The organism is Isoptericola sp. NPDC060257 (assembly GCF_042726645.1).
GTDB classification, from domain to species: domain Bacteria; phylum Actinomycetota; class Actinomycetes; order Actinomycetales; family Cellulomonadaceae; genus Isoptericola; species Isoptericola nanjingensis.
Genome location: NZ_JBHXAW010000129.1, coordinates 1 through 11,510, shown reverse-complemented (window position 1 = coordinate 11,510; position 11,510 = coordinate 1). Strand labels below are relative to the sequence as shown.

Sequence of the window (11,510 nt, the reverse complement as noted above, 5' to 3'; positions counted from 1 at the left end):
CCCGCCCGCGCCTGCGCGACGAGGGCGGCAGGCTCCACGCCGAGCGGCTCCTCGGGACCTGTCGGGTCCTCCTCGAGCTGGGCCAGGCGGCACCGGTCGCACATCACCATGCGCAACGGGTGCACGGGGTCAGGAGCGGGTGCCTCCGGCTCGGGGAACAGGTCGGCGGCGGGCTGGGAGCCCAGGTCGAGCACCACGGTGGCGCGGTCCGACCGGCACCACCGGCAGCGCCAGCCCGGCACGACGGCGCTCACGTGCCCGGCTCGAAGACCTCGAGGCGCGGCAGGAACGTCACCAGCCGGCCTCCCCAGTCGGCGACGTGCGCGAGCTGGGCCGAGATCTCCCGCCGCAGGTTCCACGGCATGACGACGACGTAGTCCGGCCGGGCCGCGTCGAGCGCCTCGGGCGCGTGGATGGGGAGGTGCATGCCCGGCGTGAACCGGCCGTGCTTGTACGGGTTGCGGTCGACGGCGAACTCGATCAGGTCGGGGCGCACGCCGCAGTGGTTGAGCAGCGTGTTCCCCTTGCCGGGCGCCCCGTACGCCACCACGCGCCTGCCCTCGCGGCGGGCGGTGAGCAGGAAGCGCAGCACGTCGTCGCGCACGGCGGCGACCTGCTCGGCGAAGCCGGCGTGACCTTCCACGGTGTGCAGGCCGGCAGCGGCCTCGGCGGCGAGCACGCGCGCCACGGCGGCGGACGGCGCGGGCCCGCCGCCGGCCGGTGCGCCGGCGGGCGTCGGCACGGACCACGTGCGCAGCGAGCCGCCGTGGCTGGGCAGCTCGTCCACGTCCACCACGGTGAGGCCGGCGGCGGCCAGCACCCGCTGCGTCGTGAGCAGCGACAGGTAGCTGTAGTGCTCGTGGTAGATCGTGTCGTACTCGTTGCCCTCGACGAGGCGCAGCAGGTGCGGGATCTCGATCGACACCCGCCCGTCGTCGGCGACGAGCTGCCGCAGCCCGCGCGAGAAGTCGACGATGTCCGGCACGTGCGCGAAGACGTTGTTGGCCACGACGAGGTCGGCCGGGCCGTGCTCGGCCCGCACGCGCCGCCCCGTCTCCTCGCCGAGGAACTCCACCACCGTGGGCACGCCCCGCTCGACCGCGGCCGCGGCCACGTTGCCCGACGGCTCGATGCCGAGGCAGCGGATCCCCCGGTCGACGACGTGCTGCAGCAGGTAGCCGTCGTTGCTCGCGACCTCGACGACGAACGACCGCTCGGGGGCGAGCCCGAGCCTGTCCACCGCGTCGTCGACGTACCGCCGCGCGTGCTCCACCCACGACGCGGAGTAGGACGAGAAGTAGGCGTAGTCGTCGAAGATGTCCTCCGCCGGCACGTAGGCGGGCAGCTGCACCAGCAGGCACTGCTCGCACACCCGCACGTGCAGCGGGTAGAAGGCCTCCGGGCCGTCGACCTGCTCGGCGGTGGGGTAGGTCTCGCACGGCGGCGACATCCCGAGGTCCACGAAGGTACGGGTCAGGGGTGCGCCGCACAGCCGGCACGACGGCGCGGGCACGGTGGCCCCCTCGGGCGCGGCGGATCTCTCGGGCGTGGCGGCGTGCCGCGCCGCCGACACGGCGGTCATGCCCGCACCGCCGTGGTGCGCAGGTGCTCCAGGTCGAGAGCGCCGCCCGCGGCGAGCTCGCTCACCCGGTGCAGGCGCACGAAGCGCGGGCCCTCGAAGTCGTCGGTGGTGAGGCCGAACCGGTGCACGTCCTGCCAGATCTGCCTGATCCCGTCCCGCACCGTCCAGCGCGGGGCAGCGGCAGGGAGCTCGGTGCGGATGCGCGTGAAGTCGACCCGGTAGTTGCGCGTGTCGGCCCCCGCCCCCGCGGCAAAGGTCACGGGGGCGCCGGTGACCTCGCTGACCTGCTCGGCGACGGTGCGGATCTGGACGACGTCCTCGTCGCGGCCCACGTTGAACGCCCGGTCGTGCACCACCTCGCGGGGGGCCTCGAGCCCGGCGAGGAACGCCCGCGCGATGTCCTCGACGTGCACGAGGGGCCGCCACGGCGAGCCGTCCGACTGCAGCCGCACCTCGCCGCGCGTGAACGCCGTGCCGGTGAGGTTGTTGACCACGATGTCGGCCCGCAGCCGCGGCGACGAGCCGTACGCGGTCGCGTTGCGCAGGAACGTGGGCGAGAAGTCGTCGTCGGCGAGCGCGGAGAGGCCGCGCTCGGCCTGGATCTTCGACTCCCCGTACGGGGTGACGGGGTGGAACTCGGCGCCCTCGTCGACGGGCTCGTCGCCCGCCGCGCCGTACAGGGAGCACGACGACGAGAACAGGAAGCGGGTCACCCCGGCCGCCTTCGCCGCGCGCGCCATCCGTACGGCGCCGTCGGTGTTCACCGAGTAGGTGGCCTGCGGGTTGAGGTGCCCCAACGGGTCGTTGGAGATGGCCGCGAGGTGGATCACGGCGTCGAAGCCGGCGAGGTCCTCGGGCCGCGCGTCCCGGACGTCGCCGGTGCGCTGCTCGTACCCCGTCACCGGGGGCCCGAAGTCGCAGCCGTCGTACCAGCCGGCGTCGAGGCCGACCACCTCGTGGCCTGCCGCCTGCAGGAACGGCACCAGCACCGCACCCACGTATCCGCGGTCACCATCGACGAGCACTCGCATGGTCCGTCCCCCGTCGTCGTCCGGCCGGTCCCGCGGGCAGGGAGTCCCGCGGGCCGGTGGCTTCACCGCCGCCTCGACGCTAACCAGCGACCTCCTCCCACCGTGAGGGTTGCCCGGGGTGAAAAGCCTCGTCACCCGGGTGATTCCGGGCCTGCGACGTTCCCCGGCCGCACCCCGGCGGCGAGGATCGGGAGCCATGAGGATCCTGCGCATCTCCCACAGCGCGGTGGTCGACGCCTGGCGCGGCCGCGAGGCCGAGCTGCGCCGGCGCGGCGACCACGTCCGCGTCCTCACGGCCGCCGTCTGGGACGAGGGCGGCCGCGACGTGCGCCCCGCGCCCTCGCCGGACGAGGAGCTCGAGACCGCGCGCACGTTCGGCCGGCACCCCGCCCTGTTCCTCTACGACCCGCGGGCCCTGTGGCGGGTGCTCGGCGAGCGGTGGGACGTCCTCGACATCCACGAGGAGCCCGTGGCGCTCGCGACCGCCGAGATCCTGGGCGTCCGCGCCGCGCGGCGGCTCGTGGACGCGGCGCGCGGGCGGCGCTCCCGCCCCGCGCCGTACCTCCTCTACTCCGCGCAGAACCTCCTCAAGCGGTACCCGTGGCCGTTCCGGGCGCTCGAGGCGGCCGCGCTGCGCGGCGCCGCCGCCGTCGTCACCTGCAACCACGACGCCGCCCGTATCGTGCGCTACAAGGGCGCCCGGGGGCTGGTCGAGCGGATCCCGCTCGGTCTCGACACCACCGTGTTCTCTCCCGCCGACGAAGCAGAGCTCGGGAGACGGCCGGCCGGGCCGCGCACGCCGGGACGGGTGCGCGTCGGGTACGCCGGGCGCCTCACCGCCCAGAAGGGGGTGGACGTGCTCCTCGCGGCCGTCGCCCGGGACGAGGCGCTGGACCTCGTGGTGGCGGGCGCCGGTCCGGAGGAGGCGAGGCTGCGGCGGATCGCCGCCCCGTGGGGCGACCGCGTCGACTTCCTCGGCCCTCTCGACACCGACGACCTTCCCGCCTTCTACCGCGGGCTGGACGTCCTGGTCGTGCCGTCGAGGCACGCCCCGGGCCTGGCCGAGCAGTTCGGCCGCGTGGTGGTCGAGGCGATGGCGTGCGGCACCCCGGTCGTGGCGACCCGCGTCGGCTCCGTGCCGGACCTCGTCGCCGGCGCCGGTGTCCTCGTGGCACCGGACGAACCCGATGCACTGCTGGACGGGATCCGGCAGGCGACCCACCCGCGGACCGCGCGCACGCTGCGCCTGGCCGGGCTCGATCGTGCACGCGAGTGCTCGTGGCCCGAGGTCGCCCGTCGGTACCGCGCGGTCTACGAGGCGGCCCTCGGCGCGCCGGCACGCGACCACGGTCCGGCCGCGCACGAGGGCACGGCAGGTCGGCCGGCCCCCCGCGTCGAGGTGGTGGTCGTCGCCTACGGCCACCCCGACCTGCTGCGCTCCGCGCTCGAGCCACTGGCGGGGGCCTTTCCGATCACCGTGGTCGACAACTCGTCCGACCCGCGGCACCGCGCGCTCGCCCAGGTCTTCGGCGCCGCCTACCACGACCCCGGGCGCAACCTCGGGTTCGCGGCGGCCGTCAACGTGGCGCTCGCGCACCGGCAGGACCCCGGAGCGGACGTGTTCCTCCTCAACCCCGACGCCGTCGTCGGGCCCGAGACCGTCGCGACGCTCCACGAGGCCCTGCACGCGGACCCCGGGCTGGCGAGCGTCGGCCCCTCGCAGGTCGACGGCGCGGGCCGACCGGGACGCGTCGTCTGGCCGTTCCCCTCTCCGGCGCGGGCATGGCTGGAGGCCGCCGGCCTCGGCCGGCTCCGGCTGCCGCGTGAGCGCACCTTCGTCATCGGCTCCGCGCTGCTGATCCGCGCAGCCGCGCTGCGCGGTGTCGGCGGGCTCGACGAGCGGTTCTTCCTCTACGCCGAGGAGACCGACTGGGCGTACCGGGCCGACCGGCAGGGCTGGCGACACGCCCTCGTGCCCACCACCGAGGTCGTGCACGAGGGCGCGGGCACGGGTGGTGACGTCCGGGTCCGCGAGCTGCACTTCCACGCGTCGCAGGAGCGCTACCTGCGCAAGCACTACGGTGCGGCCGGCTGGACCGCTGCCCGTGCCGGTCTCGTCGCAGGTGCGGTGCTGCGCTCCGCCGCGCTGCGCGGGCCCCGCCGGGAGCACGCCCAGCGGCGTCTGCGCGCGTACCTCGGCGGGCCTGCGTCGCTGGAGGACCGCGAAGCGGTGCCGTCGTGAGCGCCGGCGGGACCGGCGCCCACCACCTGCGCCCGCGGACGAGCGGGGAGCCGCGGACGGGCATGAAGACGGGCATCGTGTCGAGCCTGCTGTCCACGACGCGCGTCGCGACGTGGGCGGCGGTCCTCGGCGTCGTCGTCCTCGCGGCGACCTACGTGCTCGCCCACGATCTCACCCTCGGGGTGGCCGTGACCTCCGTCGCGGTGCTGGCCTGCGTGATGCTCTACGACCCCTCGCTGGTCCCCGTGGTCGCGATGCCCACCTTCGTCGTGGCCGAGCGGGTGGGCGGGGACTCCCTGAACATGTCGCTGGGCGACGTGACCCTGTTCGCGACCTTCTGGGTCGCCGTCCTCTTCTCACCGCGCCCGTTCACGCCCGCCCTGCGGTCCATGCTCTGGCTGTCGGCGGTGTACCAGCTCGCGACGCTCTTCGCCGTCGTCGCCACCCCCTTCGCCCAGAACTCGATCGAGTGGTTCCACGCGTGGCTGCTGGTGGGCGGGGCCCTGGTCGTGGGCTGGGCGGTGGGCCGGTCCGGGCACGCGACGCTCGGGCTGACGCTCCTGACCGTGTTCGTGCTCGCGATCGCGCTCGACGCCTGCGCGACCGCCGCCGTGCAGCTCGCGCAGGGCGACGTGTCGCCGGTCTACCCGAGCTGGCCGTTCGAGCTGCACAAGAACCTCGCGGGCCCGATCTTCGCCTCGGTCGCCCTGCTCGTCTTCGTCCGTCAGCCGTGGCTGCGGTGGCCGGCCTGGTTCCGGGTGCCGGCCTTCTACCTGCTCGTGCTCGCGCTCATGGCCGTGCAGTCGCGCCAGGCGATCGTCGGCCTGGGTGTCGGCCTCATCGTGCTCGCGCTGCGTGCCGGGCGCGGACGCCGCCAGACCCCGATCCTCATGCTGCTCACGATGGCCCCCGCCGCCATCTTCGTCGCGAGCCGGGTGCAGGACGACCTCTCCGGCGACGACCCGTTCAACTCCACGGCGTTCCGCGCCGTCGGCATCGAGGGCGGGTTCGACGTCTGGCGGGAGCACCTGTGGTTCGGCGCCGGGCTGCGCTGGTGGACCGTGGGGCCCGAGCTCGGGTTCCAACCGCCCAACGCGGTCGCGGAGGTGCTGTCCTCGGTCGGCATCGTCGGCCTCGCCGGGTTCGCGGTCCTCATGCTGGGCACGCTCGTGGTCGCGTGGCGGATGGACCGCCGGTTCGGGACGCTCGCCGTCGCCCTGCTCGCGTCGCGCCTCGTGGCGAGCCAGTTCGACCAGTTCTGGGTCGCGATCATCGTGTCCCTGCCCTTCCTGCTCGTGGGGGTCTGCCTGGGCGCCGAAGGGTTCGCGAAGGCGCCAGGAGCGCCCCTCCTCGACGACCGGCCGGCGCGCGTCCGTCGACGCGCGGCGCGAGCCGCCCTGGCCCCGGTGGAGCAGCGGGTCCCGGCGCAGGGCGAGGAGCTCCTGCTCCCCGGTGGCCGCTCATGAGGATCACGCACGTCGTCGTGACGGACGCGTACGCCGGCGTCGAGGCCCACGTCGCGCGCCTCGCGCGGGCGCAGGCGCGGGCGGGCCACGTCGTCGCGGTGGTGGGCGGTGCGGAGGAGCCGATGCGCGCCGTCGTCGGCGACGACGTCGAGCTCAGGCCGGGGTCGACGGTCGCCCGGGCGCGACGCTCGCTCGTGCGGGGGCCGCAGCCGGACGTCGTCCACGCGCACATGACGGCGGGCGAGATCGCGGCGTGCCTCGTCCCCTGGGTGCTCCTGCACCGCGTGCCGCTCGTCGTGACGCGGCACTTCGCCCTGGTCCGGGGGCGCAGCGCCGCCGGCCGCGTCGCCGCGCCGGTGATCCGTCGCACCGTCGCCGCCCAGATCGCGATCAGCGCCTTCGTGCAGGACCGCATCGACGGCCCGAGCCAGGTGGTGGTCGCAGGCCTCGAGGAGCGTCCGCACCCGCGCGGCGCGGCGCTCCGGTCGCCCGTGGTGCTGATCGCGTCCCGGCTCGAGCCGGAGAAGCGGGTCGACTCCGGCGTCCGGGCGTTCGCGGCGTCGGGGCTCGCCGACCGCGGCTGGCGCCTGCGGGTCGCCGGGTCGGGCTCGCTCGAGGTGGCGACCAAGGAGCTCGTGAGCGAGCTCGGGCTGGACGGGGCCGTCGATCTCCTCGGCCACCGCGACGACGTGCCCGCGCTCCTGGCCGACGCGGGACTCTTCCTCGCCCCGACCCCCGGCGACGGCTTCGGGCTGAGCGTGCTCGAGGCCATGGCGAGCGGCGTCCCGGTCGTGGCCGACGGCTCCGGCGGGCACGTCGAGTCCCTCGGCTCCGCCGGCGGACCCGGCCTGTACGCCACCGGGGACGTCGACGACGCGGGGCGGCGGCTGCGCGCCCTCGCGGACGACCCCCGCCGGCGCGACCGCTACGGCGCCGCCCTGCAGGCCCGGCAGCAGGCCGAGTTCTCCGTCGCACGCCAGGCGGCCGCCACCGAGCGCGTGTACCGGCAGGTGCTGTCGTGACACCGGTCCGCGAGACCGTCGGCCCCGACATCGTCGTGATGTCGCTCGAGCCGTGGGACGACGTCTGGCGGCGCAACCAGTACCTCGTCGCCGGTCTCCTGCGCGAACGCCCGTCGGCCCGGGTGCTCTTCGTCGAGCCGGTCAGCGACCCTGTGCACGCCGTGACCCGTGGCGCCCGGCCGCGGCCCGGTCGAGGGCTCCGGCCCGCCCCGGACGTCGAGGGCGTCGGCCCGCGCCGCCTCTGGCTGCTCGAGCCGACCAAGCTGCTGCCACGGCGGGTCGCGCCGCACGGCGACGAGCGTCGCGCGGCCGTCGTCGTGCGGGCCGCCCGGCGCCTCGGGCTCGCGAGACCGGTGCTGTGGGTCAACGACCCGTACGGCGCCACCCTGGCGCGCGTCAGCGGCTGGCCCACCCTGTACGACGTCACCGACGACTGGACGGCGGCCACGCGCGGCCCGGCCGAGTCCCGCCGCGTCGCCGAGTCGGACCGGTACCTGGTGGAGCACGCCGCGGCCGTCACCGTCTGCTCCCCCACCCTGGCGTCCCGCAAGGCCGACGCCCGGTCGGTCGTGCTGGTCACCAACGGTGTGGACATCGAGCGGTACCGGCGCCCAGCGGCTCGCCCGGCGGACCTCCCGCCGGGCGCGACGGCCGTCTACGTCGGCACGCTGCACGCCGACCGGCTCGACGTCGGGCTGTGCGAGGACACCGCCCGCGCCCTCGACGGCGTGGGCTCCCTGGTGCTCGTCGGCCCGGTCTCGCTGGAGCGGCCCGACGTCGAGCGGCTCCGCCGGGCGGGCGTGACCGTCCTGGGTGCCCGCCCGTTCGACCAGGTGCCGGCGTACCTCCAGCACGCCGACGCGCTCGTCGTCCCGCACGTCGTCGACGACTTCACGGACAGCCTCGACCCGCTCAAGCTCTACGAGTACCGGGCGGTGGGGCGGCCCGTCGTGTCGACGCCCGTGGCCGGCTTCCGCGACACCGCCGACCCGCGAGTCGCCGTCGCGTCGCCGGAGGGGTTCGCCGCCGCCGTCCGGGACGCGCTCGCGGAGCCGTCGCGCGGGCCGGCCGCGCCGCTCGACGAGGGCAGCGGCACGGACCCCGAGCCCATCCCCACCTGGGTGCGCCAGGTGGCCCTCATGTCCGACGTCGTCGAGGCCGTCCGGCGACCCGCTCCCACACCTCGGTGAGGGCCCGCGCGGTCCCGCGGGCGGGGAACCGCCGGGTCGCGTCGTCATACGCCGCCCGGGCGCGCCGCTCGGCCGCGCCGGGGTCGTCCAGCACGGCCAGGAGCCCGGCCGCGAGCGCCTCCACGTCGCCCGGCGGGACGAGCAGGCCCAGGTCCCGGCCGGGCGGCCGGACGATCTCCGGGACGCCGCCCGCGTCGGTCGCGACCACGGGGACGCCGCGCACCATCGCCTCGACCACCACCTGCCCGAAGGGCTCGGGTACGGGCGAGGCGTGCACGCAGACCGACAGCCGGTCGAGCTCGCCGGCCGGGTCGTCGCTGAACCCGACGACGTCGACGGCGCCGTGCAGCCCGAGCCGGTCGATCTCCGCGTCGACCGCGTCCGCGTAGGCGTCGGCCCCGAACAACGCGCCCCCGACCAGGCGGAAGCGCACGTCGGGGCGGCGGTCGAGCACCGTCCGCGCGGCCCGCACGAGCTCGAGCTGCCCCTTGGTCGGGCTGAGCCGGCCGACCAGCCCCACCACCGGGCGCTCCGGCGGCACCCGGTCGTCGTAGGCGGGCACCGCCTGGTCCGGCGCGTACCCGGGGTGCGCGACGGTGAGGTCGCGCACCCCCGGGAGCGTCCGGGCCGTCGCCTCCGAGTTCGCGACGACCGCGCGCGGGCCCCGGCGGGCCAGCGCGCGCAGGAGCCGCACCGCCACCGGCGGGAGGTAGTCGTCGGCGATCCGGTCGTGGACGTGCCACACCACCGGGACCCGGCACCACCGGGCCGCGAGGAGCCCGACGACGTCGGCGCGCAGCGAGTTGGTGTGCACGACGTCGGCGTCCGCGCTCCGGAGCACCGCGGCCACCCGGACCACGAGCCGGGCGGTCTCGCCCACCGCGAGCACCGCGCGCCAGGAGCCGCCGAGCGCGTGCCGGTCCATGCCCCGCGACCGCGCCCCGGCGTGGACCACGAGCGCCCGCACTCCGGCCGCCCGCAGCCGCTCGACGAGCGGGCCGTCGTCCAGCACGACCGCGCGGAGCTCGACGCGGCTCGGGTCGAGCTCCGCGGCCAGCCGGAGCAGCGCCAGCTCCCCGCCGCCCAGCGCCGCGGTGTGGTCGACGACCACGACGCGCAGCGGCCGCTCGGCAGCGCCCGGTGGCACCGTCACGACGAGCGCGCGGTCCGCAGCAGCCGGCCGATCGTGGGCGCGACCTGCGCGGGCGTCGGCGGCTCCTGCTCCGCGGACGGCGGCGCGGCCACGGTCGCGACCCGGACCCCCGTGGGCGGGAACGCCGGGGGGCGGACCGGCGTCGGCGGCGTGACGGCCCGCGCGGGGCCTGACTCGTCGCGCGCCGGGGCCGGGGACGCGTCGTCGTCCGAGCCGGTGGGCGCCCGGTCGTCCGGCGTGCCCTGCGGACCGCTCGGGGTGCGGTCCGCCGTCTCGTCGACGGGGTCGGGCACCGCGGCGGACGGACCGTCGGACGGGTCCGACTCGACGGGCTCGCCGTAGGTCGACGCGTAGACCATCCGGCTGTCGCCCTTCACCCCGGCCAGCGCGACGCCGGTGAGCGGTACGCCGTTGATGCGCAGCCGCTCGGCCGCCTCGGCGAGGACGCTCCGCGCGGTCCGGCCGGCGGTGGCGACGAGGACGACGCAGTCCGCGTAGGCGCCGAGGATCGTGGCGTCCGCCGCCGCCAGCACGGGCGGCGCGTCGATGACGAGCACCTCGCCGGCGTCCCGCGCCGCCTCGACGGTCGCACGGACCCGGTCCGTCGCCAGGTAGTCCGCAGGGTCCATCGTCGGGTCGTGGAGGGCGAGGAAGCGGAGGTTGGGCACCTGGGTGGGACGCAACCCGTCCGGACCGGTGCCCGGACCGTTCGGGCGCGGCAGGAGGTCCTCCAGGTCCGGACGACGCAGGTCGCCCGACACCGCGACGGTGGCCCGCCCGCTCATGGCCCACGACGCCGCGAGGTTGGCGGCGATGAACGGCCGCGGCGCGTGCGGGTCGGTGGCCGTCACGACGACCACGGCGTGCTCGCGGTCCTGCATCGCCACGTGCAGGGCGGTGCGCAGCTCCCGGATCGACTCGGTGAACGGGGAGGCGACCCGGCTCGAGATCGGCAGCACCGGGGTGCGGCGGTACGACTTGGCGGCCCGGGTCACCCCGTAGAGCTCTGCGAGGACCGGGACGCCGGCCGCGGCCGCGGCGTCGGCACGGCCACGCAGCCGGGAGTCGAGGGCCCGGCGGGCGAGGGCGAGGCCGACCCCGATCGCGAGCCCGGCGAGCGCGCCGAGAAGGACGATGCTGGCCCGCGGCAGCCCCACCACGACGGCTGAGGAACCGGTCGCGGGAGTGAGGATCTGGGCGGGCGTCACGATCGACTCGAGCGTGCTCCTGCTGGCCGACAGGGTCTGGTACTGGTCGATGATGGTGGAGCGCTCCGCGCCCGCCAGGGGGTCCTTGGGCTTGTCCTTCACCTGCTTGTCGACCGCGTCGAGCTGGCCCCGCAGCGCGTCGCGGCGGGCGTCGATCTCGGCGATCTGGTCGTCGATGACCCCGGGCAGGCTGTCGACGTAGGCGGACGCCACCGCGTTCGCCAGCGCGACCGCGTCGCCCGGGGCGCCCGCCGTGGTGGTGACCGCCATGACCTGCGTGGAGGCGTCGAACGCTCCCGAGACCTGGGCGGCGAGCGCCTTCGGGTCCGCTCCCGCGGCCACGCCCTCGGCCACCACCTGGAGCACACCGGGCGCCTCGACGAGCCCCGGGTCGGTGTCGACGCTCGTGGTGGTAGCCGCCGGCGACGTGCTGTCGCCCAGCTCGACGGCGTTGATCTGGACCGTCGCGGTCGCCTCGAACACCTCGGGCTTGCGGTCGGCGTACACCCACGCGGCGGCCAGCGCGAGCACGACCGACCCGATCAGGAGGTACTTGCACGCGGGCGACGAGGTCGACGTGGACTGCCACTTCGAGTTCGGTGAGGGCAAGGTGTTC

The 11,510-nt window shown here is 76.1% G+C and carries 8 protein-coding genes and 1 pseudogene; 4 read left to right on the top strand and 5 right to left on the bottom strand.

The genetic code is table 11. The features are described from left to right. From ACFWEK_RS12145 to ACFWEK_RS12135, 3 genes and pseudogenes are all read right to left on the bottom strand, one after another. A pseudogene (locus ACFWEK_RS12145) lies at window positions 1-254 on the bottom strand (hypothetical protein); the annotation flags it as partial. Then, window positions 251-1,582, bottom strand: a complete 1,332-nt coding sequence (locus ACFWEK_RS12140) for a methyltransferase domain-containing protein (protein WP_430554211.1) — start codon at window positions 1,580-1,582, stop codon at window positions 251-253. The pseudogene ACFWEK_RS12145 and the gene ACFWEK_RS12140, both read right to left, overlap by 4 nt. Next, window positions 1,579-2,613 (bottom strand): NAD-dependent epimerase/dehydratase family protein, encoded by a 1,035-nt coding sequence (locus ACFWEK_RS12135; protein ID WP_430554210.1) that lies wholly within the window; start codon window positions 2,611-2,613, stop codon window positions 1,579-1,581. The genes ACFWEK_RS12140 and ACFWEK_RS12135 overlap by 4 nt, the downstream gene beginning before the upstream one ends. Before the next feature lie 196 nt (window positions 2,614-2,809). On the opposite strand from ACFWEK_RS12135, the gene ACFWEK_RS12130 reads away from it, so the two are divergent. The 4 genes from ACFWEK_RS12130 to ACFWEK_RS12115 are packed head-to-tail and all read left to right on the top strand — an operon-like array spanning window position 2,810 to window position 8,533. Then, complete coding sequence (locus tag ACFWEK_RS12130) at window positions 2,810-4,855, top strand: glycosyltransferase (protein ID WP_430547281.1); 2,046 nt, start codon at window positions 2,810-2,812, stop codon at window positions 4,853-4,855. Continuing rightward, window positions 4,852-6,321: an O-antigen ligase family protein gene (locus tag ACFWEK_RS12125; protein WP_430554209.1), complete on the top strand. Its 1,470-nt coding sequence runs from the start codon at window positions 4,852-4,854 to the stop codon at window positions 6,319-6,321. Before ACFWEK_RS12130 ends, ACFWEK_RS12125 begins: the two co-directional genes overlap by 4 nt. Then, window positions 6,318-7,343 (top strand): glycosyltransferase family 4 protein, encoded by a 1,026-nt coding sequence (locus tag ACFWEK_RS12120; RefSeq protein ID WP_430554208.1) that lies wholly within the window; start codon window positions 6,318-6,320, stop codon window positions 7,341-7,343. The genes ACFWEK_RS12125 and ACFWEK_RS12120 overlap by 4 nt, the downstream gene beginning before the upstream one ends. Beyond that, a complete protein-coding gene (locus ACFWEK_RS12115) occupies window positions 7,340-8,533 on the top strand; it encodes a glycosyltransferase (RefSeq protein ID WP_430554207.1) in 1,194 nt (397 codons plus the stop codon). The genes ACFWEK_RS12120 and ACFWEK_RS12115 overlap by 4 nt, the downstream gene beginning before the upstream one ends. On the opposite strand, the gene ACFWEK_RS12110 is transcribed toward ACFWEK_RS12115, so the two are convergent. Next, complete coding sequence (locus ACFWEK_RS12110) at window positions 8,481-9,686, bottom strand: glycosyltransferase (protein WP_430554206.1); 1,206 nt, start codon at window positions 9,684-9,686, stop codon at window positions 8,481-8,483. The two genes, ACFWEK_RS12115 and ACFWEK_RS12110, sit on opposite strands and share 53 nt — an antisense overlap. Continuing rightward, the coding region (locus ACFWEK_RS12105; protein WP_430554205.1) for a hypothetical protein at window positions 9,683-11,510 on the bottom strand (1,828 nt) is incomplete at its 5' end. The genes ACFWEK_RS12105 and ACFWEK_RS12110, both read right to left, overlap by 4 nt.

Excerpts from the sequence above, each read along its gene's own strand:
- ACFWEK_RS12130 (WP_430547281.1), top strand. The coding sequence starts at position 2,810 with ATGAGGATCCTGCGCATCTCCCACAGCGCGGTGGTCGACGCCTGGCGC.
- ACFWEK_RS12140 (WP_430554211.1), bottom strand. The coding sequence starts at position 1,582 with ATGACCGCCGTGTCGGCGGCGCGGCACGCCGCCACGCCCGAGAGATCC.
- ACFWEK_RS12135 (WP_430554210.1), bottom strand. The coding sequence starts at position 2,613 with ATGCGAGTGCTCGTCGATGGTGACCGCGGATACGTGGGTGCGGTGCTG.
- ACFWEK_RS12120 (WP_430554208.1), top strand. The coding sequence starts at position 6,318 with ATGAGGATCACGCACGTCGTCGTGACGGACGCGTACGCCGGCGTCGAG.